Source organism: Paenibacillus campi, assembly GCF_034659835.1.
Classification (GTDB): domain Bacteria; phylum Bacillota; class Bacilli; order Paenibacillales; family Paenibacillaceae; genus Saccharibacillus; species Saccharibacillus campi.
Genome location: NZ_JAXSQZ010000003.1, coordinates 139068 through 165029, shown reverse-complemented (window position 1 = coordinate 165029; position 25962 = coordinate 139068). Strand labels below are relative to the sequence as shown.

Here is a 25962-nt window from a genome sequence, read left to right as displayed (position 1 = left end):
TTCCTTTCTGTCGTAAAATATTCTTCATTTGCAGCCATTCAGCGACCAGAAGTCATCCCTGTCGTCCATTGATTTTCTGTATGTATACAGGCAAAAAAGGGTAATGACAATTACAGGTCTTTCTATACATTAACACGAATAGCCAGCAATTTAAAATTTTGCCTGTTTCCTCGCTCATTGATGACCAATATCGACTAGATGAGACAGACGGTTCGTATGCCGATTTTATTTTATATTCCGATCGACTATTTTGCAAAATAATATGAACTGCTATGGACACCACTATTTTTGCATTCGTCTTATTTTCGCCAAAAATACTGCAACCTTTTTTGCTTAGTTAACGTAATATATAGCATACCTAATAAAAACATGTGAAATAGCTTGAAATTAAGGCTGTCGCCTGCCAAGTAGCCAAATTGATGACATTTATAGTCTTTTGCTGTCAACCGCGCTGTTTGTCACACTTGTTCATCGCTGTCGTTCATCCATTATTCATACTATAATGGTACAGTTGTCTACAAACTGAGACAATTATTTACACACTTTATCTGTTTACCAACTTTATTTGTATAACGAAAGGATCGAGATGATAATGAAAAAAATCGCTTATTCGCTCGCTGCTGCTTTGCTAGCCGTATCGCTGCTTCCGTGGCACTCGGCTAACGCGACTGCTGCCGAAACGCCTGCTACCGTCACACCAATCACTAATGAAATTACCGTGCAAACCGAAACGACTTTTAAAAATGCTAATGATGTGCACTCCTTCATTATAAATGCGGTACGTAGCCATGTATCGGTCATCAATATGAGTGTTAAGCAAGACAGTGATGTGAACGGCTCATCTGGTTATGCATTTTACGACAGCCAAATCGTGCAAACCGCTCCTGGGTATGACAATTTTAATGCATTGTCTACCGTAATCGATGAAGCGCATGCGTATGGTATTAAAGTTCGTGCTTGGATTCCGCAATTTCAGGATAAAGCAGCAATCGACCGCAACTCCTCTTGGCAAATGCGCACGATCAATGACAAAGGTAAGATTAGCACGTACGCCGGTGAAAATGGTAGCCACTATTACGTAAATCCGTTCGAAACCGATGTTCAAAACTATGAGCGTTCGATCATCAAAGAAGTAGTCACCAACTACAATATTGATGGTGTTGTGCTGAGCGGCTTTGACTTCGATACAAATCGGGTCGATATGAATACGAATACGATCACAAACTTCCGCTCGACCAACACTATCGATCCGAGAAAGATCGATTTTAAAAATAGTTCGGATAGAAAAAAAGTAGCGCAATGGAACAGCTGGAAAGCCGATCAGCTCGCTATGTACATTAAAGATGCAAGCAGCGATATTCATACGATCAAGCCCGAGCTTGCGATTGGCGTTCTAACCGATGTGACCAATACAGAGGGTACAAGCCCCAATGTGACCGCATTCAGTGATACGATTGATTTCATTATGCCAGTCATAGCTTCCGGTCTACCTGCCGAAGCGGTATATGGTCCTACAGGCATCGTGGCTACAGCCGCAGCGCAAACGAATGGCAAAACCGTTATCCCAGTCCTTGATCCAAATTTAAGCGTGAATCCGATTGTGGAACTGTACAATGGACTACGCAAAACACAACCTGAAATTCAAACGGTAAATTACTTTGCTGTTGGTGAATTTAGCGCTTCCCTGCTTCGCAATGTAGGCTCGAATGCCGGTTATTAAACAATCATACGCGATTGCGCTAGAAAGCTAGAGCGTGTACGCAAACTAAGTTAAATTCCAACTTTGATTGTGCACTGACATCTTATCCATAAAAACTCAAGCCAGTTTCAATACTCAAATTAATTTCGGTTAAGGCACTCGATTAACAGCGTAAACCGATATGTTTGTGCATAACTTATTAAAACCTCTACCTCCAATTGGAGTGTAGAGGTTTTTGAGCTGTACTAATGTGCTGATATTTGATGTGCGGATGTATCGGTATGTTGGTATATTTATGTGTTGATGTTGGCGGGTTTATGGTTCTTTGTACGGTTGGCTTAGCGAAAGGTTGAATGTTACGATACATACTAATACAACACGGAAACAGGAGGCGGCGCCATATGAACAAATGGCTTTGGAGCGGGTTCGTTGGAGCGGTTGTGCTGGGGCTGGCTGCTTTTAGCATCAATTCGCTCCAGCTCGGTAATCCGCCGGCAAATAAACCGTATGAGCAGCAATGGAAGTTGGCTGCCGGAACGATGAAACAGCTTTATATTCAATCTGACTATGAAATTGCAGTTCAGTTCGCTCAGAGTACAGATGGTGACGATCATGTGATCATAGAAGGAGCTGTCACCCCCGGAATTGGACAGCAATTGAAATCGACCATTTTGCAAACCGATACATTGGCGCTTCATCTGGACAGACAACAGCATAGCTGGCAACTCGTTAAGCCACGTGTACAGCCGCATGTGCAATACATTACTATTCAGCTTGCCGATCTGCATAGTCTACAGCTGGCGGATTTCCGGCTTGGTTCTGCACAAACGAATTTGAATCATATTCAAGCGGCGCACATTCGTGTTCAATCCGGTTCAGGACGAATCAAAGCGCAGCAACTGCAAGGCAATGTACAGCTGATCACCTCTAACGGTGATATCTCGGTTGCAACATGGGCTGGCACAAAGCTGGATATGCAGACCGGATCAGGGCAAATTCAGATCGGCAAAGCGAGCGGCACTATTCATACAGCGACCGGTTCCGGTGAATTGCACATTCAGCAACTGCGCGGTAATGCCGATATTAACTCTCATTCGGGCGATGTGCAGCTTGCGCTGGCTGGTTCGCACAATGTGAATGTGCAGGTGGAAACTGCTGCTGTGAATATTGTCACCGAACCGACTTTTGCTGGAAGCTACAAAGCGGATTCACAATTCGGACACGTCCTCATGCCTAAACAATCGTTAACAGGTCCGTATCAGATTCATACCTATTCTGAATCAGGCTCGATTGCGATTCGACAGACAGAATTATAATATTTATTATTAATTTTCTTTGGGAATGTTTGGATTTTTTTCGTATTTTAGTATACAACATAATTATAAAACATTTAATTAATTATATAAATTACTTTAAAAACCATTTTTTTCATGTTTTTTATTAATCGATCAGGCTCAAGACTAGTAGAGCGATCGTCTGGAGTGGACAATGACTAACATACATCAAGAATGGATCACTAGCTGGCATGAAGGAAACGTCCCTACATTGTATGTATATGAAAGTCAGATTATGTACGTACAGCGAATGATTGCTTGTATCAAATATGCATTAAATGATCCGGGCGATTGCGAATTAATTTTAATCGATGATGAATGGCATTTGGATGCGATGCGGCGTGAATTGCACCGTTTACAGCTATTACCGTTATTCAAGCAACGGATTCATTGCATACCGATTGCCCGTTCCAGTTGTACAGATGACGTTTATAACGCTTTATCATCTAGTCGTGATTCATTCCACACAGACACTGCAACTATGTTGCAATCTGCTACACCATTTGCTGCCAAACAAGTTAACTATGACGATGCATCAAACAACCGATTGAATATGATGCCTATGCCCATGCTAGCATTACAGCAAATTGAGCAGGCATTGTCCGAAGGTAAGCCTGTCCGAGTATGGTATCAATTGCAGCCAGCATGGTTGGACAGCTGGCTTGCTCCGCTTCATCTGACTGATCAGGCAGCACCATTAGACGAAGGCTCCACCGTATCAAAGCAAACAGCTAAAACGGAAGTAGACACACCGTCTGCCCAAGCGCCAGGTCAACAAGGACAAACCGATGTTACCGCTTCTCATCATCGTAAAGGCATGTCGGAGGGCATCGATTTATATCGTCATCATGACTATGCTGGCACAAATGATGTAGACTCGCACATTGCTAATTCATACGGCTTTTTCACATACGATTGTTCGTTAATCCGTTATATATACACTTGTGATGGCACACAATTGGCTGCATCTACTTTATCGCGTTTGATGGATCAGCTCCCGTCGCTATTGGACGATTACAGCCCGCTCACATTGATTCGTAACTCAGATTCAGCGACTGTCGCTAACGATCCGCTGACGATCGACACAACATGTGCAGCTACTACGCCAACGCTCACAGCGGCACATACAGAGCTTGATTTTTTGGCGGTTATAAGTCATGAGCTGCGTACACCGATGAACGGTATTATCGGGATGTCTCAGCTTTTGCTTGACAGCGCTAATATGAATGAACAGCAATTGGCTTATGTACAAATTATTGACCACAGTACCCGTGCGCTGCTGCTCATGCTGAATAATATTTTGGATTATGCTAAATTGGATGCAGGTAAAATGGACATCGTATCCGAGCCTTTGCAGATCGGCATGATCATAGATGAAGCACTTGATGTGATGTTTGTTCCTGCAAGCGAAAAAGATGTAACCGCCTCCTATTTCATCCATCCGCATATACCCGAGCAAATCGGTGCGGACAGCAATCGTTTGCGCCAAGTGCTGTTGAATTTGCTCAGCAATGCAATCAAGTTTACGGCACAAGGGCATATTCAAATTGACGTAACACCGGTTTCCATATCCGCTACAGGCGGGCTACTGCAATTTAGCGTAACAGATAGCGGCATCGGGATTACGCCAGAGCAGATCGGTTATTTATTTCAACCTTTCCATCAGCTGCATAATGACGTGACCCGTCATACTCAAGGTACAGGGCTTGGACTGGCGATTAGCAAATTTCTCGTTGAGCTGATGGGCGGAACGATCTGGATCGAGCCACAGAGCACTTCTGGTGCACGTTTTTGTTTTACGATTCGTTGGCTTGCTGTCGATCATCTGTATGATCATGCGCCAAGTCAGACAACTGATGCTGAAAATAATCGTTTGCGCAGTTAATGGGTTACATTTAACGATATTGTGTATGAGTATAAATACATGCCTATTTAAAAAGTTGTAGCTACAGGGTGGCAACCTCTGCCCTTATTCCCTGTCAGCTACGACCAGTACGTCCATATTACGTGCTTCGCGCAGCACCTTTTTCAAAATCGATTCACGTCCCCAACGCTTCCAACGCGGTGTGCTTGATTGCCCGATCACCATCTGTGTTGCCGCATGATATGTCGCTTCTTCATTAATGCAATGCGCAAGTTCTTTCATGCTCAAACGCGGCGCTCGATAACAGATATCAAATTGTCCGTCTAACCGCCGCGTCAGCTTCATCAGTCGCTCCGCCTTGCCACGCTGTTGTTCACTCATCATGCCTTCAGCACCCGCATGAATATAGGTGACGACAAGCTTTGCTTTTAACCGATACGCGGTACGAAAGCCGCGCCGAATCAAGCGTTCTGCTTCATGATCAAGCTTGACGCATACAAAAATCACTTCCTCCCGCCGCCACGGCCCGCGCAGTGATGTGCTGCGTTCCCATGATTCCAGCCGCTCATCTACATCATCGGCAACTTCCCGCAGTGCCAGTTCGCGCAGTGCTATTAAATTGCCCAATTTAAAAAAATGATTGAGCGACTGTTCGATTTTGGCAGCAGCATAAATTTTGCCTTCACTCAGCCGTTGCCGTAGCGTTTGTGGTGTGACATCGATCAATTCCACTTCATCCGCCAGATGCAAAATCGAATCCGGCACCGTTTCACGCACTCGAATGCCGGTAATCTGTTCTACCGCATCATTCAAACTTTCCAAATGCTGAATATTAACGGTGGAAATGACCGAAATGCCAGCTTCCAGCAACTCGCGAATATCTTCGTATCGCTTCGTATTGCGGCTACCCGGCACATTCGTATGCGCCAATTCGTCCACCAGTACTACTTCAGGATTGCGCGCGATAATCGCATCCACATCCATTTCTTCCAGTTGGCGATCGCTATATGTGATCCGCTGCCGGGCAACAAGCGGCAACTGCTGTACTTGGTCGGCGGTTTCTTTGCGCCCATGTGTTTCCAGCAGCCCAATCACAACATCGATTCCTTGGCGCAGCAGTTCTCTGCCTTCACGCAACATCGTGTATGTTTTGCCTACACCGGGCGCGGCACCTACATATACTTTAAATGTACCGCGTTTAATGCTTTCGATCTGACGCCGAATTTCTTCGGTCGGCAGACGGCGATACGTCTCTGGTCTTTTGATAGCAGCGGTACGGGCAGGCAAAATGCGTTCCCCCTCCTGCTCGGCACGATCCGCCATCAGGAAAATATCGATATACCGTGTATGTAGCAGCAATCCGTTAACGATGGAGCTGTTGATCAATTCCTGCCAGCGTTTTTGCCGTGAATGACCGAGCACGATGCGGGTCACCTGATGCTGACGGGCATAGCTAACCATTTGCCGCGCCAGTGCCCAGCGCGAACGGAGTGCGATTTCTTCAAACACGCCGCCAATCTGTTCGGTCAGCTCGCGAAATGAACGCTTGAATGTGCGTTCTTCCATCGACAGCTTGACTCCTTCCTTACGAAACGAAACGACGAGCAAATCACCGCTTAAGCGACGGGCAATCTGTTGTCCACGGCGAATATAAATCGAACCGTTCCAATGGTATTGCACCAGCACCATAATGCGCTCAGTCGTTCCACTCGGCCCGGTCAATCCTTGTTCGGCACGATGCTTCTCAAGCAGACCGCCAACCCCTTCCGCCACCGTACGCAATGCCAGCTCACGCAGCACTGCCAAATTGCCTCGCTCAAAATAAGCGCGATCCGTACTTCCTTGTAAATGCCCGGCAAGATCGCGCTGTAAAATGACTTCAGGCGTCACATCGATCAATCGTACCTCGTCTGCTTGCACAAGCACATCTTCCGGCACCGTGCATTCCACTTCACGCCCGATGTAATGACGGGCAAGTTGTGCCGCCCCTTCCAATTCATACACATTAACCGTCACCATAATGCTAATGCCTTTGCCGAGCAAATACTGAATATCTTCCCAACGTGTCGCATGCTGCGCGTCCGCACGATTGCGATGAGCGAGATGGTCGACTAGTAACACTTCGGGGTTGCGTCGAATAATCTCGTCTAAATTAAGGTCTTTTTGCTCACACTCCTGCCCTTGTGCATCCCGCTTCACCCAATGGATGCTCGGAATACGCGTCAGATCGCCAAGCTGCTGCACCGTTTCCGGGCGTTGTAACGTGGAGACAGCACATAATGCTACGTCCAGCCCTTCCTGCAGCAGCAGTTGGCCATCACGTAGCATATGATATGTTTTACCGGAGCCGCTGACGGCTCCGATATAAATTTTCAGTTTCCCTTGCTTCAAACGGTTAATCATCTCCAGCAATTGTTCAGGCGATTTGCGGCGAAATGTATTCATGAGCTAGCACCTGCTCGCAATTGTTGCAGCCCGATATTCAGCTTCAATACATTGACCGCCGCATCGCCAAGCATACCAAGTTGCGGTGGATTCGTATATTGCGTAATCAACGCGTCCAGCTTGTCCTCAGCAATGCCAGTCAGCTTGCTAATACGTGGCACCTGCGCCAATGCCGCCGCCGGGCTAATATCAGGGTCCAAACCGGAGGCGGAATTCGTAATCAAATCCATCGGCAAGGCGGAGACAGGCACATTCGGGTTTTGCTGTTTCCATTGTGCGATCGACGCTTGCATCCGTTTTATCAGTTCTGGATTCGATGGAGCCAAATTCGATGAACCGGAGCCATCGGCATTATAATCGATACTTGATACCCGTCCCTGGAAAAATTGTGGCTCCGTAAACTGCTGCCCGATCAGCGCCGAGCCGATCACCTCATGCTTGCTGTTATACATTAAGCTGCCGGATGCTTGATACGGCATAAGCACTTTAGCGATGCCTGTAATGGCAAGCTGGTAGATCACACAACAAACAATAAACAACACAGCGCTCGTTCTAAGCGTAGTCCATACTATTTTGATAGGCATATTCATTCTTCTCCGTTCTTGTCTTAACATAAATGAATGTATAATACGTAAGTTCATACGCCGCTTCATTTGCGCCACCAGCTAGCAAACGAAGCGCGCTGCCATCGAACCGATACTACATTAAAAATTGAAGTACTAGATCAATCAGCTTAATGCCGACAAACGGTACAATTACACCGCCTAAACCGTAAATGAACAAATTACGGCGCAGCAGACGGGTCGAACTCATCGGACGATACGCTACACCTTTCATCGCCAGCGGAATGAGAATCGGGATAATGAGCGCGTTAAAAATAAGCGCCGACATAATCGCTGATGTAGGCGAATGCAAATCCATCACATTCAGCACTTGCATTTGCGGAATAGCTACCATAAACATCGCTGGGATAATCGCAAAATATTTGGCGATATCGTTCGCGATACTAAATGTCGTCAAACTGCCCCGTGTCATTAGTAGCTGCTTACCGATCGCCACCACTTCGATAATTTTGGACGGGTCAGAGTCAAGATCGATCATATTCGCCGCTTCTTTGGCAGCGATCGTACCGCTGTTCATGGCGATGCCAACATCGGCTTGTGCAAGTGCAGGCGCATCGTTCGTACCGTCGCCAGTCATAGCAACAAGCTTGCCTTGTGCTTGCTCACGGCGAATGACGGCGATTTTGTCTTCCGGTGTGCTTTCGGCAATATAGTCGTCCACTCCTGCTTCACGGGCGATCGTTGCTGCGGTGAGCGGGTTGTCACCTGTACACATAATCGTTTTAATGCCCATGCTGCGCATTTGCTCAAACCGTTCGCGCATACCGGCTTTAACCGTATCTTTTAAATAAATTAACCCATAAATCACATCATCAACTGCAACTGCAAGCGGTGTGCCACCCGCCGTAGCGATGCGATCGCTGCTTGCTTGCAAGGAAGCTGGCACATGACCACCTTGCTGGATGACCCAGTTTTTAACCGCATCGACTGCGCCTTTGCGCACTTTGCGTCCATCTTGCAAATTCAAACCACTCATCCTTGTCTCCGCTCTAAATTCGATCACTTCCGCACCATGAGGCAGTTCTTGATCGATCATCCAGCCTTGCTTTTTCATCAGTTCCAGCACCGAGCGACCTTCTGGTGTCTCATCATACGCCGAACTGACTGCTGCCCAATGACCAACTTCATTAGCTGTATGCCCATCGGCAGGCACAAATTCGCTTGCCATCCGGTTGCCGTAGGTGATCGTGCCTGTTTTGTCGAGAATAATCGTATTGATATCACCTGATGCTTCGACCGCTTTACCGGACATCGCCAACACATTAAAACGGGTTACTCGATCCATACCAGCGATGCCGATCGCTGACAGCAGACCGCCAATCGTCGTCGGGATCAAACAGACAAGCAGCGCAATGAGTACCGGAATCGGAATATGGATACCGAGATACTGTGCCATAAACGGCAATGTCACAACGACCATCAGGAAAATAATCGTCAGGCTAATCAGCACCGTATTGAGCGCGATTTCGTTTGGCGTTTTTTGCCGTTCAGCGCCTTCAACGAGGCTGATCATACGATCCATAAACGATTCGCCCGGATCGCTCGTAATGCGCACCGTAATTTCGTCACTAATGACCATCGTACCGCCTGTAACCGAGCTGAAGTCTCCGCCCGCTTCTTTAATAACCGGCGCGGATTCACCGGTAATTGCTGATTCATCGACTGAAGCAAGCCCTTTGACCACTTCGCCATCACCTGGAATCATCTCACCTTGACGCACTACCACCAAATCACCTTTGCGCAGTGAAGTGGATGGAACGTCAACGATCCGTTCGCCTTCCAGTTTGCGGGCGGTAATTTCCTGTTTGGTCTTTTTTAATGAATCTGCCTGCGCTTTACCACGTCCTTCTGCCAATGCTTCGGCAAAGTTGGCAAACAATATCGTCAGCAGCAAAATGAGTGCAACCGCAATATTAAAACCTCTCGACACCGAATCGCCAAATGCGCCCGGTATAACAATCAGCAGCAAGCTAATAAACAAACCGACTTCGACTACAAACATAACCGGATTTTTCATCATAACGAGCGGATTTAATTTTATAAAAGATTGCTGTAATGCCTTTGTGATCAAATCCCGGTTTAACACGGAAGCTTGATTTTTCATTGCCGATTCCTCCACCTAATTATGCTCAAATCGATATCGTTAAACGAATAGACTACATCGTTATGTCCACTATACTATCGCCTATGCTCACAGTGTCAGCTGCTCGGCAATCGGCCCTAATACAAGCGCTGGGAAAAAGGTGAGTGCACCGACGACAACGACGACGACGATAAACACACTGCCAAACAGCGCCTGATCAGTACGCAATGTACCACTGCTTTCCGGTACCGGTGTTTTCGCCAACATAGACCCCGCAACTGCCAGCAGTGTAACCATCGAGAAGAAACGGGCAATCATCATCACAATCCCAGTTGAAATATTGTAAAATGAAGTCGTATCATGAATTCCCGCGAACGTCGATCCATTGTTAGCAGCAGCAGATGTAAATTCATATAATACCTGTGTCAATCCGTGAAAGCCAGCATTGCTGATCGTATCTGGAAACCAAGTCAGCGCCATCGTCGTTGGAACGAGCACCAATAGCGGCTGGACGAGCAATGTGACCGCAATCAGTTTCATCTCTTTCCCTTCCACTTTACGACCGAGAAATTCAGGGGTACGCCCTACCATTAGCCCAGACAGGAAAACCGAGATCAGCGCATACATCAACACATTCATCATCCCGACACCTGCACCGCCAAATACTGTATTGAGCATCATATTGCCCAGCGTAATCATGCCGCCAATCGGCGTTAACGTATCATGCATCGTATTAACAGCACCTGTCTCCGAGGCGGTCGTCACGACCGAATACAATGAAGACTGTACAACGCCGAATCGCACCTCTTTGCCTTCCATCGAACCTGCACTATGCTGCAAACCTAGTTGATTAATGAGCGGATTTCCCTGATGCTCGGCATACAGCGACGAGCTAAGCATCATGAGAAACATAATCGCCATCGATACAAACAGCACCCGTCCTTGCTTCGGATTGCCAACGATTCGTCCATACGTAAATGGCAGCGAGATTGGCACGAGCAACATTAAGATAATTTGCAGCATATTGCTAATTCCGTCCGGATTTTCAAACGGATGCGCCGAGTTAGCTCCGAAAAACCCACCGCCATTATTGCCCAGTTCCTTAATCGCCACAAAGCTGCCGACCGGTCCCATATCGATCTGTTGCGGTGTGCCTTGCAGCGTCGTTGCCGTTACCGACGATTGCAGCGTCTGCGGCACACCTTGACTAATAAAGATCAAAGCTGCCACTACACATAACGGCAACAAAATACGTGTAATCGCACGTACTACATCGACGAAAAAGTTCCCCATCGGCTTGCCAGCCAAGCCACGCATAAACGCCATCGCTGCTGCAATCCCGGTTGCCGGTGACACAAACATCATAAACACAATCGCAGACATTTGTGCAAATAATGATAACCCGCTTTCCCCGCTATAATGCTGCAAATTAGTATTGGTCAAAAAGCTGATTGCCGTATTAAACGCCAGCTCCGGACTCATCGCCGCAATATGCGCTGGATTAAGCGGCAATTTATCTTGCAAACGGAAGATCGCATACACGATCAATGCCATCACCGTATTGCTGACGAGCAGTGCGACGACATATTGCTTCCACGTCTGATTATGCTGTCGAATACCACCCAGCTTGTAAATCAACTTTTCCAGCGGACCAAACGAGCGATCCAGCTTACCTGGTTTATCATCCATTGCACGGGCGATATAAGCTCCCATTGGACGCGCCAACAACAGCGCGATTAGTAATGTTACAGCAACTCCGATATATGACCACATACTCACTCACTCTCTCCTGCCTGTTTAAAATTTTTCCGGATAGATCAGGGCGTAACACAGATAGATTAGCAAACTTGCAATTATAAGCCATAATAGCCAGATCATTGTTCTTTCCCTCGCTCCCCGATCACACTGGATGACCAGTTGCCCAGCCCACCAAGCGCGAATGCCATGAGTACAATCAACAATATCATCACTATATCCATCATGATTCATTTCCCCTTCAACATAAACATGCGTAATCTTGAACAGAAGCGCTGGTTGAATGCTACTTGAGCGCTACTTACATCGCCGCAATCGGTCAGATTCCCGAAATTAGGCGCAAAAAAAGAAGCCTCGGTAAAAATCGAACTTTTCACCGGGCTTCTTCCATGCGTAACTGGACTGTCGCAAATGATGCGCAGACGAGGTGGCATAAGCCGGATATAAGTTCTTCCTAAGCGCTGACGAGGTTAGCTGTCGGGTTCGGGCTGGAAGATTGCCCGTTCCGGCATCGCCGGAATTCACCCCGTGTCAGCTGGCTGCATAATGCAAACACAGACCGACGATTGGTTCCCCCGCTTTCCCACTACTGCAACCGATCAACAACAGGTTGGCAGCCGGGAAATTAAGCGTATATGTGCAAAGAGCAAAATTGAATCGTTTAACGCTAAACCGTTGTACATTTTTCAATATGAATTCGATACTTGTATGTCGGATCGTTTCATAACAAAACACCAAGCGTGTATGCACTGTGTCATGACGGCACAAGTTTCATACGCATCTCCCGACTTTCGCTTACGAGGTTAGCTGTCGGATTCGGACGGTGAGAGTCGTCCTACCATCAACACCGCTCCCAGGTTACTGGTACTGACGGATTCACCCCTGCCTGATGTCAGTAGCTCTCACACCGCTAACGTCCTGCTTATTGGTTGCCCCGCTTTCCGACGGATGCCGGAAACTCAGCCATACGAACAAAAAACGTTGAACTTTCAGTTGCTAGATATGGACAAATGCCGATTCGTATCCCCGCTCTGTGCGCTGTACCGCTCGTCCTTACAGTCTGGCATAGCATCATCGTGCTTTCCTGCTGTCATACGTTTCCAGCAGCGTGACTAAAGCGGTGTAACGTGCGAATCTCTAAATCCTGAACTGTATATTACTCCTGTAATTTCGAAGTGTAAAGCAGATCAAAAAGGCAAAAAAAGCCGTGGTTTCCCACAGCTTTCTTTTTTGAAAATACAGCAAAAGGATAGCTCTCGCAAGCTCCTTTTTACTCTGTATATCGCTTATTATCTTTAATTTTACATTACGTTTCATCTTTTTCATTGTATGTTTCATATCGTTTTGCAAACCGATATGTCATTATTCGCAGTTAAGATTTAAGATACGTTTAGCATGAAACGACCTTAGCTCCATAGTGGGCAAGCAAATGATCCAATTGAATTTGTACCAGCGGCAAAACCCGTCCTTGTACATCCAAACCGGGCATACTCGTTTAAGCATAGTAACGTCCATCATATTGGACGGAGAAAGCGACAGGTTGTTGAAACGCAGTTTGCAACAACTCCACTTGAGCGGCGTCGCCCGTAAAGCTGGACAATGTGGACGATTGAGCGATCGTTTCCAGATTGGCGATCCCGTTGTCTCCTGCCAACTTAAGCTTTTGCAATGACGGCAACGCAGCCAAACCGGAAATGTCGTTCACTTCCAAATTGGCAAGTGTTACTTGTTTTAACTGTTTAAAATGTTGCAAATGCTCCATATTTGCCCATTGTACACCGGTTACGGTTAACGAAAGCAGCGGCAGCTTGCCAAGCGCTGCCCATTGTTCTGTATCCCATCCGTTTGCATCGATCACGGTCAAATGTTTAAGCCTGTTCATCTGTCCAAGCACTTCCGCCTGCTCCCAATCAGGGGAGGAAATGCTTAAACATTCCAGCGTCTGAATCGCCAGCAATGGGCGATAATCATGCGCCGGAATACGCTCGCACTCCAGCTCGGTCAGACGCGTTAGCCTGGCAAGTGGTTCCAGTGTCGTAACGTTAGTGTCACTAATGTTTAACTGACGCAAATACGGCAATTGCGCGAGCGGTGACAGATCGCATACCGGATTGTGGAGCAAATACAATTTCTTCAGCTCCCGGCAACCTGCCAGCGGAGACAGATCAACAATTTCATTGCCGGACAAACTTAATTCACGCACTTCCGTACACGCTGCAAGCGGCGTAATATCGCTTAATCCTGCATTTGGCAAATACAGCTGATACCGCCCTGTAAATTGCGCTGCTGAACTATACTCACGCTCAATACGCTCCTGCCATTCCCGTGGCAATGCCGCTGCCCATGCAGCCAGCTCAGCGGCAGATTGCTGCTTATTGGCTGCCCATTCCGCTCCAAATGCATACTGCTGCGCATCACGCAACAAACGCGCTTGCCCATCACGTCCATACATCCAATAAACGATACCGTCCTCTTGCTCAATCGTATAATTACCGCTCTCCAGCACATGATGCATAAAGCGAATAAATTCACCTACATCACGCGCAATGACAAACTTCGTTTCTTCATCGCGCCCAAAATTAATAACTTGCCCGACGATGCCATTAGGCCCTGGATTCAGATCGACCCCCAGATGATTACCACCGCCATCGTGACAAAACGGAATCCAGTGGCGATTAATGTACTGTTCCTGAATCCAATCCGCCGGAATGGAATAATGATCGCCTAGATCGGCGTATTCTTCCTGCAAATCCGACCATATTTTCCATTCATGAACCATTTCATCCAACGTCAAAAATTGCAGCCCAAAAAACAACCCCGGCCCGCTATGTGCCTCACCATTATGAATGCGATACAACCGTTTCAGTGGTTCAGGGAAAATAACGCCCATCGCTTGCTCTGCCTGCGCAATTTCCATGTCTTGCGCCGGTGCCAGCAAGCTTTGCTCCAGACTGCCAAGCCTCATATGCAGCCTCGATTTGATCTGCTCGATCCATGTTTCGATCATGCGGTTGCCTCCTTACTCTGTTAAATTCAAGATGATTCGTATTGGACAGCTAACCGTCGCTCTACGTATACTATGTACGTAATACAGCGGTTTATTCCAGCAAAGCGCTGCGTTTAAACACGAGAATAATGTCGCGCGAACTTCCTTGTGTCATCGCCGTATCAAAGCTCGACACAAGCTCCCAGCCTTCAAAGCCAAGGTTATTTAAAACGCTTTCCAACTCGTGTTCATCGACTTTGCCACCAAGAAAGCCGCCTGTTGCCAATTTTACTGTTTTATATTCCCATTGAATCATGGTATGATCGTCCTTTCTGAAACGATAATGCATATCAGCCCATTTAATTTGCAACTAGGATAGCTGGCTAAAAATGGGTATCATTACTATTGTAGCATATTAACGATAAGGAGTTACACTATACATCCCATGAAGACGATTGGACTTGTGCGCCATTTTAAAGTGAATAAAGAATTTCCCATTCGCCAGATGGTGACGGTAAATGAACTAGTCACATGGCTGGAAGAATATGATGTTGCTGATATTGAAGAAGGCACGACCGATCTGCGCGGGCTGAATTGGGAAATTTGTTTTACAAGCGATCTGCCGCGTGCGATCAAAACTGCGCAATTTATTTATCCAGGCAAAATTGTCATTATGCCGGAATTACGTGAAATTACGCCGCCTACATTCAACACTGGGTTGCGGTTTCCATTTATCGGCTGGGCGGTGTTTGCGCGGATCGCTCCACTGCTCAGCAGGCGCTATAAACGTATGGTCGCTGAAGCTAACGCACGCATCGACCGTGCGCTAGATATTATCCTTTCATCCGATGCCGAGCATATTTTGATCGTGAGCCACTGGGCGCTAATGCTGTATATGCGCAAACAGTTGATTCGCCGCGGCTTTACCGGCCCTCGAATGCGGATGGTCGAAAACGGAAAGCTGCATCTGTTTCGCGATGCGGAATCAAGCGCAGCTCTACAAGTCGAACTGTCTGGCAAAAAGCGCAAGTAGAGTTACGCCAGCGCAGCAGCGTATTGAGACGTATGCGTCACTGTAAACGCTCGAACGATCTGCCGTTGCCTCGCTTGTCGGCGCATCGCTTATGTTGGCATCGCTCGTAATTGTATGACCAGTCTTTCCCGCAAACTGTAGTTTACAGACGAAGCATGTCTTGAAAAAGCCTATTATTGTATTACAAGTGGCGGCAAATGAAGTTCGGCAGCAGATGAGCAGCTAGCCGCCGCTTACGATTCGCTGCCAGCTAAAGTCGCTACGGCTTGCTGGCGGTGGCGTCCATTTAGAAATAAGGTGATCGTTTCACGTTCTGCTTCATATAGCTCGCGTTCATAATGCCGCTCCAGCTTCGCGGCAATCGTGCTTTCCTCCTCGTCCGGCACCTGTACCAGCGTAGCAATACGCTCCAGCAGATCAAGTTCATGCCTAAACCGCGCCTCAGCCCATACGTCAGCATGATGCGACAACACAACGGTATCGACATCGTATGCGCGCAGCATGGCGACCAATTTCAATGTGGCGGCAGGCGTATATTCATGTGGCTCTACATGAATGTTCGGATACAACGCATCGCCTACGAACAGCACTTTATCCTCTTTTACATATACGACGGTGGAATCATCTGAATGATCTCCGCCCACATGCTCGATGACACAATGTACGCGTCCCAAATCAAGCTCCAGCTTGCGCTCAAATGTAATATCTGGCGTCGGCAGTATTATATCTCGCTCGTTGCCTAACTCCTTTTTGATCGCACTGGCGCAAAATTCGATTTCCAATCCTTGTTGCACGCGCCGCTCAAGCGCTTCATCATCCCATGACCATGCCTGCATGCGGCGAATATATTCGGTCGTCAGCGTTTGCGCAATAATCGTCGTATTCGCCTGATTCATACCAAATACATGATCCCAGTGCCAATGCGTCAATACGAGCCAGCGCGGTGAAATGTCCTGCTTCACAAGTTGATCGATAAAATACTGAATATGTGCTGCCGAATTGCCCGCATCGATCAACAATGTTGAACGCGTGCCGGTAATCGCCGCCAGTATCGGACGATCGGTTTCCTGATAAGGTGTTAAATATTGAATATGCGAAGCTAGATGTTGCATTATTTGTATCATACGTACACTCCTTCTAATCGATTTGCCAGCGGAAAGTTTCATCTTCCTTATGTCTACATATAGTTTGCCTCAATTAACATATTTGCTAGCCGCTTCGTTTACATATGCTTCTGTATTCATACATTAATTCATACATTGTACTACACGCAAACACCGCCTCCCAAACCATCTTGCTTAATAGATTAGTGCAAACGTTTGTATCGATGTACATATCGAGCTTACACAATCCTACAAAAAGAGTGAAATGGTTCGAAAAAGAGCGCAAAACTGAGCATGTAGAAGCTTTATATTGTTTAGCTCGCTAAAATACTCTATAAACCATATTTTACATTATATATCACTCAAGCTATGATTAGCGAGGCAAAAGAAAACGTTTACAAAAATGAAAACGGTTAGGTACGGTAAAATAGGAGCTGAACGTGCAGTTTGATAGTTTGTATACGCTGAAATGGAGGTGATGATGAAGATCGTAAACGTTCGCATGGCTATATTTCATGCCCTATATTGCCGCATAAGCAGCCGATAGTAAGCGGATTAATTTAATGCCGTCATTTATGCAAACGTTTGCTTTTTATTGATTTTGGCTCGTTGCATCGTACTCTATTTCATGATTTTAAGGAGGAAATTATGCTTACATACCGCAGATGGGCCGCCTGGCTACTGTTTGCTTGCCTGTTATTTACGACTGTTGCACCGCTGGGGACACCTGCTGCACAAGCTGCCAGTTCGTCCGATCCGTTTACATGGGACAATGCCAATGTGTATTTTGTGATGACCGACCGTTTTAACGACGGCAATACGAGCAACAATAATGCATACGGTCGCCCGTCTACCGATGCTACTGGCAGCCGGATCGGCACTTTTCATGGTGGTGATATTAAAGGGCTGACGCAAAAACTGCAAGAAGGTTATTTTACGAAACTTGGCACAAATGCGATCTGGATTACGGCGCCCTATGAGCAAGTACACGGCTTTGTCGGTGGCGGCAGTGGTGGTGATTTTGCTCATTATGCTTATCACGGCTATTATGCACTTGATTACACTTCGATGGACAAAAATATGGGCACCGTACAAGAGATGCGCGAATTTGTCGATCTTGCCCATACAAAAGGCATTCGTGTCGTGCTCGACATCGTAATGAATCATCCAGGCTACAGCACGCTGAAAGATATGGAAGAATACGGCTTTGGCAAACGGCTGAACGGCTTAAATAGCAGCTGGAAACCTGCCGCCGGGCAAACATGGCATAGCTATCACGACAATATCGACTATACCGATAGTCAGGCATGGGCAAGCTGGTGGAGCGGTGGCTGGGTACGTGCCGGTATCGGCGGTTATCCAGCAGGCGGCAACAATGATCTGACGCTCACTTTAGCAGGATTGCCTGATTTCCGTACCGAAGTGACGACCAATCAAGGGCTTGCCCCCCTATTGCAAACAAAATGGAGCAAAGAAAGCAATACGAACGCTTGGGTCATACCAGCAGCTGCCAATTTGCGCAAAGACTTAGGCATCTCGCCTACCGATTACAATATTCGCTGGCTGGCAGCATGGGTAGAAGAATTCGGCATTGACGGCTTCCGTGTCGATACTGCCAAACATGTCGATGCCTTCCGCTGGAAACAGCTCAAAACGGAAGCCACTACCGCATTGCAAAAATGGAGGCAAAACAACCCAACCAAACCAGGCGCAAGCTGGAACGATTCATTTTGGATGACCGGCGAAGTATGGGGACAAGGGGTGAGCCGGAACAGCTATTATGATAATGGCTTTGATTCTTTGATCAACTTTTCATTCCAAGATGCCAATCTGAACGATCTCGAAGGGCTGTTCAACAATTACGCTAGCAAAATCAACACCGATCCCGGTTTTAACGTATTAAGCTACATTTCTTCGCATGATACGAAGCTATATGATCGCAACGCTCTATTCCAGGCGGGCACAGCGCTATTGCTCGCTCCCGGCGGCATTCAGACGTATTATGGTGACGAAAGTGCACGTCCATTTGGCGCGACTGGCTCGGATGCACAGCAAGGTACACGCTCTGACATGAATTGGAATAGCGCCAATGCCGAACTGCTTGTCCACTGGCAAAAGCTCGGTCAATTCCGCTACAACCATCCGGCGATCGGCGCAGGTGCACACAAGCAAATCGTTGCTGCACCCTATACGTTTAGCCGCACTTATACGAATGCAGCCAAAGGCATCTCGGATCGCATCGTTGTCGCAACCGGCGCTTCGGGCAGCACAGCGGTGACGGTAAGTCCCGTGTTCGCTGACGGCACGACTTTGCGCGATGCGTACACAGGTGCAACGGCAGTTGTAAACGGCGGTAAAGCAACCTTTACGGCAGGAACACGTGGCGTGATCTTAATCGAACAGGCAGGTCCCGCTTCGACCGAGCCTGCCGTAGCGGCTGCACCAGCAGGCGGAAGCTTTACATCTGATCACGTTAAAGTTACACTCAGCGCAAGCAACAGTACGGTAAATCGGTATACGACAGATGGCACTACACCAAGTGCGACAGTCGGAACAACGTTTATCAGTGGAGATGTGATCACACTCGGCAGCGGTATCGCGGTTGGACAATCGCTTACACTGAAGTTGTTCGCCAGCAATGGCGATAAATCAGCAACCGCTTCGTATACATTTACACGTGCCGAGCAACCAAACGAGCCGACAGGTTTGACGATTCATTTTAAAAAGCCTGCCGATTGGAGCACACCGCAGCTTTATTATTATGAAACGACACCTGTCATTACTACGCCAACATGGTCTGCCGCTCCAGCCATGATCGATGAAGGCGATGGTTGGTATCGTTATACGATTGCGGGTGTAACGAGCGCACGTGTTATTTTTAAAGATGCGACCCACCAGCTTCCAGGGGCAAGTCAACCAGGCTTGCTACGCAGCCAAGAAGGCTGGTATGATGGCACCTCCTGGTCTGATCAAAAACCGGCTACGGCTACCGAGCAAGTTACGCTCAAAGTAACCGTACCGTCCAACACGCTTTCATCTGATACGATGTATATGGCAAGCAGTCTGAACAATTGGAATCCTGCCGATCCGGCAAGCCAGTTGACACGTCAGTCTGACGGCACGTATACGCTCACATTAACTCCACCGCCAGGCACAGCGATTAGCTACAAGCTTACACGCGGTTCATGGAACAGTGTGGAAACGGCTGCAAATGGTGCTGAGCTTGCCAATCGTAGCTATACGGTGACACAGGGCAGCCAAAACGTCAACGTGACGGTGGCGCGTTGGAAAGATCGGTGAGTTGTTGTCGATTTAGGCAGTGTCTTCAAACCTTCAGCGTTGTCATTTTATTATTCAAGTCGGTCGCGTTTTAAATGAGTTGAGCTGCGCATACAAGCGTAATCTCATGCAAAAAACGCATCGAACTGCCTACGAAGACAAAACCGTTTGCAGACACGCCCTAGTACGCTGATCGATTAGGATATGTACGCAAACTTTACAGTTTGTTACTGAAAACGTCTACGCTCTTATAAGTTAAATGTGAAATAGAAGCTCGGTATCCTCATGCAAATATAGGATACCGAGCTTCCATTTGCTTATTCTCCTTCCAAACGAACTATATATAAAAAGAGTTTGTAAAATAAACAATCAGACTGTGCCCCTAGTAGCTCAACCAGCTTAAATATGCTATCTGACCGACTCCATCGTATGCGCATCTACCTTTATCGCACCATAAACATCGGCTAGGCGATATGACATTAAACTCCACATGTAACGCGTTCAGCCTACCGTCTACTCTTTCGTCCGCTCCATCAGCGCCATCAACTTTACCTCGGTTGCCGAATCTTGTACCGGTGTATAAATGCTGCAACGAAGCTCACTATTGCCTTGCACAATAAGCGAACTAAGCTCAAACAGCATTTTGCCGCCACGTGCATGCCGAAATTCCAGCACGACCTGTGGTGCAGTACTGACTTTACTTTCCTCCCATAATGGATTGAAATCCGGATAGGTGCTTTTCATTTCACGCAAAAAAGTAGCGTACCAGTCATCCTCCATATACTGCCCATAATAAGTGCGAAAAATCGCCAGAAAATCCGCCGCAAAATCTTTCCAATTAACCGCAAGCCGCCGAAATTCCTTACGGTCAAACAGCAATGCAATCATATTCCGCTGATGCTCTGGTATTTGCTCAAAATCAAGAAAAACATGCCGTGCCGCCTCATTCCAACCGACTATATTACAATGACGATCCGAGATAATCGTTGGGCAATAGCGCAATTGCTCCAAAATTTTAGCGAGCGATGGGCTGATTTGTGGATGTTCTTCGACACTGGCGGCAGGGAATGAATGGGAGCTTTTATCCAATGCTAGCGAAAATAAATAATTACGCTCATCCGTCGTCATTTGCAGTACAGACGCTACATTTTCCAGCACTGAAGCGGAAGCTTGTATGTCCCTCCCCTGCTCCAACCACGTGTACCAAGTTGTGCTCACCCCGGTCAGTTGTGCCACTTCTTCCCGGCGCAAGCCCGGTGTACGACGACGCAGCCCTCCATGTAAACCGACTGCCTGTGGCGCGATCCGTGCACGTTTCCCTTTTAAAAATTCAGATAGTGCCTGTAGTCTTTCCTGATTGTTCATAATGTCTCCTTTTCTAGATAGCCTATTATAATTTATACCAGGATAAACGGTAACTTGTACTAGGATATTTTCCGTGTCAAAATAATACCATCAGCTAGTGTATAAACACAAACTGTGCGTGAGTTGATAATGGGATCAAAGCCGTTTACGTTTCGCGTACACGTACACTTACACTTACATTTGCATTCATATTATAAGGAGGAAGCAGTATGGAACGGGTTGTCATTACAGGGATGGGCATCATTTCTCCGATCGGTAACGATGTAGAGACATTTTGGAATCATTTAAGCAGAGGTCAGTCTGGCATTGGATCGATCGACACTTTTAATACCGAACGCTTCAAAACGAAATTCGCCGGCATGGTGCGCGACTTTGATGCTGAAGCATTGTTTGGGCGCAAAGAAGCGCGGCGGATGGATCGGTTTGCACAATTTGCGATCGCGGCAGCCGAGCAAGCGGTACAAGATGCCGGGCTTGATATGGAAAAAGTAGAACGTGAACGGGTAGGTGTGTATGTCGGCTCTGGCATCGGTGGCATCAATACGTTAATCGAGCAGCAATCTAGTCTGCTGCAGCGTGGACCGGAACGAATCAGTCCATTGCTAGTGCCGGTGATGATTGCCAATAGCGCTGCCGCTCTGATCAGCATTCGGCTAGGCACCTGGGGTCCGACGCTGTGCCCAGTTACCGCGTGTTCAATCGGCAATACGGCAATTGGCGAAGCGATGCGACTCATTCGCGCTGGCGATGCCGATGTGGTCATTGCTGGTGGCTCGGAAGCGGCGATTAATGAGGTCGCACTTGCCGGATTTAGCAATTCGACTGCCCTATCACAGCGCAATGATGATCCGGCAGCAGCCAGTCGTCCATTTGACCGGGATCGAGATGGATTTGTCATGGCGGAAGGGGCGGGCATCGTCGTGCTGGAATCGCTGCGCCATGCCCAATTACGCGGTGCTCGTATTTATGCCGAAGCGCTTGGATACGGAGCCAGCTCGGATGCACATCATATGGTAGCAAGCCATCCGGAAGGTCGCGGGGCACAATTGGCGATGCGCCAAGCATTACAGCATGCCGGCATTACGATAGACGATGTGGATGTCATTAGCGCGCATGCCACAAGTACGGGCGTAGGCGATATTTCCGAGACGATGGCGATTAAGCAATTGTTCGGTGAACGTGCCTACGATATTCCGGTAACGGCGAACAAGTCGATTACCGGACATATGCTTGGAGCTGCTGGTGGGGCGGAAGCGATCGCACTCGTGCAAACATTACGCAAAGGGCTGATTCCACCGACACTAAATTTAAGCGATCCCGATCCAGCCTGTGATCTCGATTATGTGCCGAATGTCGCTCGTACTGCCGATGTGCGGATCGGTCTGTCCAATTCATTTGGCTTTGGCGGTCATAATGCGGTCATTGTGCTGAAGCGTTATGACCAGCAGTAAGCGGTTTTGAATGGAGACAGCTTACTAACACTGGAATATGCTAACAGGTATAGCAGCTGATCCATATAGATCATAGCTGCACAGCTATTTATAATAGATGATATTAAACATACTAAAAGCCAGGCAAACTAGCGAATTTATTTCGCTTCATTGCCCGGCTTTTTCAGTTTGATTAGAGAGGCATCAAAATCAAAGATGCGTCGGATCGCCATGCTGAACAGGTTGAACAAGTACACTCATTGAATCGATACCTAACATTGAATCGACATCGAACTTCCTTCGAATGGGTAGCTAACTTCGCAGCAATATTTAAACTTCAACTTTGTCAAACAACGATTGTATTGCAGTCTACTATACCGCCGTTCCGCCGTTCGCCTACTCCACCTGCCGCGTGACGATCAGCTTATGTTTGTACGGCTCGGCAATCCGCAAAATGGCTGGCTTCGACTCTCGCTCAAAACGGTGATTCCAATACAAGCGATCCAGCAAACCAAACAAGTTAAGGCGTTCGATGTCGGGGTCTGTACCGATTTTTTGACGTACAAAGCGCTGTAACATCCGTCCATCACGTACAAATGGAGAGGGCGTCAAAAATATAATCTGATCCGCCAGTGCAAAACTTGGCAGCAGCCACTCCATCAGATTACCTTCAACAATCCATGTATCCTGTCCGATAATATCCATCAACATCCGCTGACGCTCTGCCGGTGTATTGCGTCGTTTACGCTTGCCTTCTCGTGTCCATAATAGCGTTTCCAGCGAATAGCTGGGAATGCCCAGTCTACTGGATAGCCTTGCTGCTAGCTCGGTTTTGCCGCTTCCAGGCGCACCGACGATATGTATCCTTTTCGCTGACGGCATCGCGATAACCTCCCCATCATTCCCTGCTTCGTTGGTAGCAAGATCATCTGATATAATACTAACAGAACGTGCATAAGGATGAAACTAGCCGCTAGTGTTGATTCATATTTACAAGCGATCCTATCGTAAAGCGCCCTTAAAATATATTTACAACTGCGTACCCTTTAGCGACTCTTATTCGTTTACATCATATCAGCAGCTCATTCACAGGCTACCCTACGGAAAATGGCACATCGTTTTTTCGTACGCCAGTTGATGACCGACTGCTGCACATAACGTTATGTACTATTAACGCGATTTTACTAGCGGATAAACAAAGGAGGGCCCCCGATATGGCCTTTGTGAACTCCCCACCGAATTTGGCGAACGTTCGCGCAGACGATACGATGCAACCGATCTCGTATTCCCAAGTATACACGATCGCCAGCATGTCACCGGATATCACGATAGCGCGCGATACTACGATTTTATTGGATGATGAACAGCTCGAAGCATTCATACCGACATTGTATCGGTATTGTCTTAGCCTGACCGCCACCCATTGGGATGCACAAGATTTGATGCAAAATACGCTGCTCAAAGCGCTCACATTACGAGCCGAGCAATGGCAACGTGCGGAATCGTATCGGCAAGCTTATCTGCTACGTATCGCTCGCAATTTGCGTATTGATGAGGCACGGCGCGCTGTACGTTTGCAGCAGCGACTACCTCTATTGCATGAGCTGATCGATGCACAACATACTCACCATACGGATCAGCTAGAGGCAAATATGCAGGTAGAAACGGCAATTAAGCTGCTGCTGGACACACTGTCACCTTGGCAGCATGCGGTCTATGCATTACGCGAGCTGCTCGGTTATACGGCAAACGAAGCAGCAAGCTTGCTCGACACAACCGAAGGCGCAATCAAATCCGCCTTGCGCCGGGCGCGAGCAGCTTTATTACAACGGCATAGCTCAGCTGAAGACGACACCTGTCTGCCGCTGCCCGCGCGTGAGGAGCAGGAGCGGTTGGCTACGTATCTCGCTGCCTTCCGTAATGGCAATGCGGCGCATCTTGTGCAGTTAATTTTGAACCAACCTGCTGATCCAGCCGGGCTTGCACCTCAAATTGTAAGTCATTTGCATGCCGATGCTTGCGAGCAAACCGTTCAGCAGCACCAGCAAGGCGATCATCCCACTGCACAGCTCGATGCGTATAATGCAGGCGCTAGTGTACGCGGAACGTTTAGCATTACGCGATGCATCGCTGCTTAAATACTGCCACAGTGCAGTAAGCAATCCGGACGTTCCCATTACTCCATTTTTGAATGATAGAGAGGATGAACGACGATGGTAACGATTCCTTATGTGATTGAACAAACCGATCGCGGTGAACGAAGCTATGATATTTATTCCAGGCTGCTCAAAGATCGGATCATTATGATCAATGGCGAAATTGAAGATCAAATGGCAAATCTGATCGTTGCTCAGCTACTGCATCTCGCCGCCGAGGATAGCGACAAAGATATTAGTATGTATATTAATTGCCCCGGCGGTTCGGTCAGTGCAGGCTTTGCTATTTATGATACGATGCAGTTTATTAAGCCGAATATCGTTACGATTTGTACGGGTATGGCGGCAAGTTTTGGCACGATTTTGCTCGTTGGCGGTACAAAAGGAAAACGAATGGCATTACCGAACAGTGAAATTATGATCCACCAGCCGCTTGGTGGTGCGAGAGGTCAGGCATCCGATGTGATCATTCATGCCGAACGTCTGATCCGCACCCGGCAAAAGCTAAACGATCTGCTGGCAGATCGCACCGGACAACCGCTAGCACAGCTGGAAAAGGATACGGATCGCGACTTCTTTTTCACCGCTGCAGAAGCGCTGGACTATGGTCTGATCGATAAAATTGTAAGTCAATGCTAATGTAATCGACAATAAGCCTGCTATCATGCGCGTTATTTTGATTTGACGCGTTTCGATTAGCAGGCTTATGTAGGTTAGATCGCTTTAGATTCGGATGAACTCCGTTGATTTTATAGTCAGTTTGAGCGTATTCGTCGCTTCATTGACCGAGATTCATTTGCAGTTTAC

General features: G+C 47.5%; 18 protein-coding genes and 2 riboswitches. Of the genes, 8 read left to right on the top strand and 10 right to left on the bottom strand.

Going from position 1 to position 25962, the window contains the following annotated elements:
- The first annotated feature begins 592 nt into the window (after nt 1-592).
- The 3 genes from U1I11_RS09550 (at nt 593) to U1I11_RS09540 (ending at nt 4918) form a co-directional block, all read left to right on the top strand.
- Nucleotides 593-1720: a family 10 glycosylhydrolase gene (locus tag U1I11_RS09550; protein ID WP_322905866.1), complete on the top strand. Its 1128-nt coding sequence runs from the start codon at nt 593-595 to the stop codon at nt 1718-1720.
- Nucleotides 1721-2100: 380 nt separating this feature from the next.
- Entirely contained in the window at nt 2101-3015 is a 915-nt protein-coding gene (locus U1I11_RS09545; RefSeq protein WP_322905865.1) for a DUF4097 family beta strand repeat-containing protein, read from the top strand.
- A gap of 172 nt (nt 3016-3187) precedes the next feature.
- On the top strand, nt 3188-4918 hold the full coding sequence (locus U1I11_RS09540; protein ID WP_322905864.1) for a sensor histidine kinase: 1731 nt from the start codon (nt 3188-3190) through the stop codon (nt 4916-4918).
- An 84-nt stretch (nt 4919-5002) separates the two neighbouring features.
- Here the strand turns inward: U1I11_RS09540 and U1I11_RS09535 are convergent, their stop codons facing one another.
- From U1I11_RS09535 to U1I11_RS09510, 7 genes are all read right to left on the bottom strand, one after another.
- Entirely contained in the window at nt 5003-7342 is a 2340-nt protein-coding gene (locus U1I11_RS09535) for a histidine kinase (RefSeq protein ID WP_322905863.1), read from the bottom strand.
- Nucleotides 7339-7926 (bottom strand): potassium-transporting ATPase subunit KdpC, encoded by a 588-nt coding sequence (gene kdpC, locus U1I11_RS09530; RefSeq protein WP_322905862.1) that lies wholly within the window; start codon nt 7924-7926, stop codon nt 7339-7341. The genes U1I11_RS09535 and kdpC overlap by 4 nt, the downstream gene beginning before the upstream one ends.
- A gap of 115 nt (nt 7927-8041) precedes the next feature.
- Nucleotides 8042-10069: a potassium-transporting ATPase subunit KdpB gene (kdpB, locus tag U1I11_RS09525; RefSeq protein ID WP_322905861.1), complete on the bottom strand. Its 2028-nt coding sequence runs from the start codon at nt 10067-10069 to the stop codon at nt 8042-8044.
- A gap of 87 nt (nt 10070-10156) precedes the next feature.
- Nucleotides 10157-11821, bottom strand: a complete 1665-nt coding sequence (gene kdpA / locus U1I11_RS09520; protein WP_322906188.1) for a potassium-transporting ATPase subunit KdpA — start codon at nt 11819-11821, stop codon at nt 10157-10159.
- A gap of 24 nt (nt 11822-11845) precedes the next feature.
- Nucleotides 11846-11926: a K(+)-transporting ATPase subunit F gene (gene kdpF / locus U1I11_RS21645; protein WP_416235435.1), complete on the bottom strand. Its 81-nt coding sequence runs from the start codon at nt 11924-11926 to the stop codon at nt 11846-11848.
- A 322-nt stretch (nt 11927-12248) separates the two neighbouring features.
- Nucleotides 12249-12445: riboswitch (cyclic di-AMP (ydaO/yuaA leader) on the bottom strand.
- Between the two features lie 135 nt (nt 12446-12580).
- A riboswitch (cyclic di-AMP (ydaO/yuaA leader) is annotated at nt 12581-12778 on the bottom strand.
- A 520-nt stretch (nt 12779-13298) separates the two neighbouring features.
- Nucleotides 13299-14810, bottom strand: coding sequence for an SMI1/KNR4 family protein (locus U1I11_RS09515; protein ID WP_322905860.1), 1512 nt, complete (start codon nt 14808-14810; stop codon nt 13299-13301).
- 91 nt (nt 14811-14901) lie between these two features.
- Nucleotides 14902-15105, bottom strand: coding sequence for a DUF4177 domain-containing protein (locus U1I11_RS09510; protein WP_322905859.1), 204 nt, complete (start codon nt 15103-15105; stop codon nt 14902-14904).
- A gap of 129 nt (nt 15106-15234) precedes the next feature.
- Here U1I11_RS09510 and U1I11_RS09505 point away from each other — a divergent pair, with 129 nt between their 5' ends.
- A complete protein-coding gene (locus tag U1I11_RS09505; RefSeq protein WP_322905858.1) occupies nt 15235-15822 on the top strand; it encodes a histidine phosphatase family protein in 588 nt (195 codons plus the stop codon).
- Nucleotides 15823-16055: 233 nt separating this feature from the next.
- Here the strand turns inward: U1I11_RS09505 and U1I11_RS09500 are convergent, their stop codons facing one another.
- Entirely contained in the window at nt 16056-16946 is an 891-nt protein-coding gene (locus U1I11_RS09500; protein WP_322905857.1) for an MBL fold metallo-hydrolase, read from the bottom strand.
- A gap of 627 nt (nt 16947-17573) precedes the next feature.
- On the opposite strand from U1I11_RS09500, the gene U1I11_RS09495 reads away from it, so the two are divergent.
- Nucleotides 17574-20225, top strand: a complete 2652-nt coding sequence (locus tag U1I11_RS09495) for an alpha-amylase family glycosyl hydrolase (RefSeq protein ID WP_322905856.1) — start codon at nt 17574-17576, stop codon at nt 20223-20225.
- A gap of 492 nt (nt 20226-20717) precedes the next feature.
- Here the strand turns inward: U1I11_RS09495 and U1I11_RS09490 are convergent, their stop codons facing one another.
- Nucleotides 20718-21569 carry a helix-turn-helix transcriptional regulator gene (locus tag U1I11_RS09490; RefSeq protein WP_322905855.1) on the bottom strand — a complete coding sequence of 284 codons (852 nt, stop codon included), beginning with the start codon at nt 21567-21569 and terminating at the stop codon, nt 20718-20720.
- Between the two features lie 209 nt (nt 21570-21778).
- On the opposite strand from U1I11_RS09490, the gene fabF reads away from it, so the two are divergent.
- Entirely contained in the window at nt 21779-23020 is a 1242-nt protein-coding gene (fabF, locus tag U1I11_RS09485; protein ID WP_322905854.1) for a beta-ketoacyl-ACP synthase II, read from the top strand.
- A gap of 375 nt (nt 23021-23395) precedes the next feature.
- Here the strand turns inward: fabF and U1I11_RS09480 are convergent, their stop codons facing one another.
- The gene (locus U1I11_RS09480; protein ID WP_322905853.1) at nt 23396-23881 is read right to left on the bottom strand and encodes an AAA family ATPase; all 486 of its coding nucleotides are present in this window, start codon (nt 23879-23881) and stop codon (nt 23396-23398) included.
- 332 nt (nt 23882-24213) lie between these two features.
- Here U1I11_RS09480 and U1I11_RS09475 point away from each other — a divergent pair, with 332 nt between their 5' ends.
- Together U1I11_RS09475 and clpP are read left to right on the top strand one after the other, a co-directional pair.
- The gene (locus U1I11_RS09475) at nt 24214-25137 is read left to right on the top strand and encodes an RNA polymerase sigma factor (protein ID WP_322905852.1); all 924 of its coding nucleotides are present in this window, start codon (nt 24214-24216) and stop codon (nt 25135-25137) included.
- A gap of 75 nt (nt 25138-25212) precedes the next feature.
- Nucleotides 25213-25794: an ATP-dependent Clp endopeptidase proteolytic subunit ClpP gene (clpP, locus tag U1I11_RS09470; RefSeq protein ID WP_322905851.1), complete on the top strand. Its 582-nt coding sequence runs from the start codon at nt 25213-25215 to the stop codon at nt 25792-25794.
- Nucleotides 25795-25962 lie beyond the last annotated feature (168 nt).

Bases quoted from the DNA above. Each gene is read 5' to 3' on its own strand.
- U1I11_RS09490 (WP_322905855.1), bottom strand. From the start codon at position 21,569: ATGAACAATCAGGAAAGACTACAGGCACTATCTGAATTTTTAAAAGGG.
- U1I11_RS09550 (WP_322905866.1), top strand. From the start codon at position 593: ATGAAAAAAATCGCTTATTCGCTCGCTGCTGCTTTGCTAGCCGTATCG.
- U1I11_RS09480 (WP_322905853.1), bottom strand. From the start codon at position 23,881: ATGCCGTCAGCGAAAAGGATACATATCGTCGGTGCGCCTGGAAGCGGC.
- clpP (WP_322905851.1), top strand. From the start codon at position 25,213: ATGGTAACGATTCCTTATGTGATTGAACAAACCGATCGCGGTGAACGA.
- U1I11_RS09545 (WP_322905865.1), top strand. From the start codon at position 2,101: ATGAACAAATGGCTTTGGAGCGGGTTCGTTGGAGCGGTTGTGCTGGGG.
- U1I11_RS09510 (WP_322905859.1), bottom strand. From the start codon at position 15,105: ATGATTCAATGGGAATATAAAACAGTAAAATTGGCAACAGGCGGCTTT.
- U1I11_RS09535 (WP_322905863.1), bottom strand. From the start codon at position 7,342: ATGAATACATTTCGCCGCAAATCGCCTGAACAATTGCTGGAGATGATT.
- U1I11_RS09475 (WP_322905852.1), top strand. From the start codon at position 24,214: ATGGCCTTTGTGAACTCCCCACCGAATTTGGCGAACGTTCGCGCAGAC.
- U1I11_RS09515 (WP_322905860.1), bottom strand. From the start codon at position 14,810: ATGATCGAAACATGGATCGAGCAGATCAAATCGAGGCTGCATATGAGG.
- U1I11_RS09495 (WP_322905856.1), top strand. From the start codon at position 17,574: ATGCTTACATACCGCAGATGGGCCGCCTGGCTACTGTTTGCTTGCCTG.
- kdpA (WP_322906188.1), bottom strand. From the start codon at position 11,821: ATGTGGTCATATATCGGAGTTGCTGTAACATTACTAATCGCGCTGTTG.
- kdpB (WP_322905861.1), bottom strand. From the start codon at position 10,069: ATGAAAAATCAAGCTTCCGTGTTAAACCGGGATTTGATCACAAAGGCA.
- kdpF (WP_416235435.1), bottom strand. From the start codon at position 11,926: ATGATCTGGCTATTATGGCTTATAATTGCAAGTTTGCTAATCTATCTG.
- U1I11_RS09540 (WP_322905864.1), top strand. From the start codon at position 3,188: ATGACTAACATACATCAAGAATGGATCACTAGCTGGCATGAAGGAAAC.
- fabF (WP_322905854.1), top strand. From the start codon at position 21,779: ATGGAACGGGTTGTCATTACAGGGATGGGCATCATTTCTCCGATCGGT.
- U1I11_RS09505 (WP_322905858.1), top strand. From the start codon at position 15,235: ATGAAGACGATTGGACTTGTGCGCCATTTTAAAGTGAATAAAGAATTT.
- U1I11_RS09500 (WP_322905857.1), bottom strand. From the start codon at position 16,946: ATGATACAAATAATGCAACATCTAGCTTCGCATATTCAATATTTAACA.
- kdpC (WP_322905862.1), bottom strand. From the start codon at position 7,926: ATGCCTATCAAAATAGTATGGACTACGCTTAGAACGAGCGCTGTGTTG.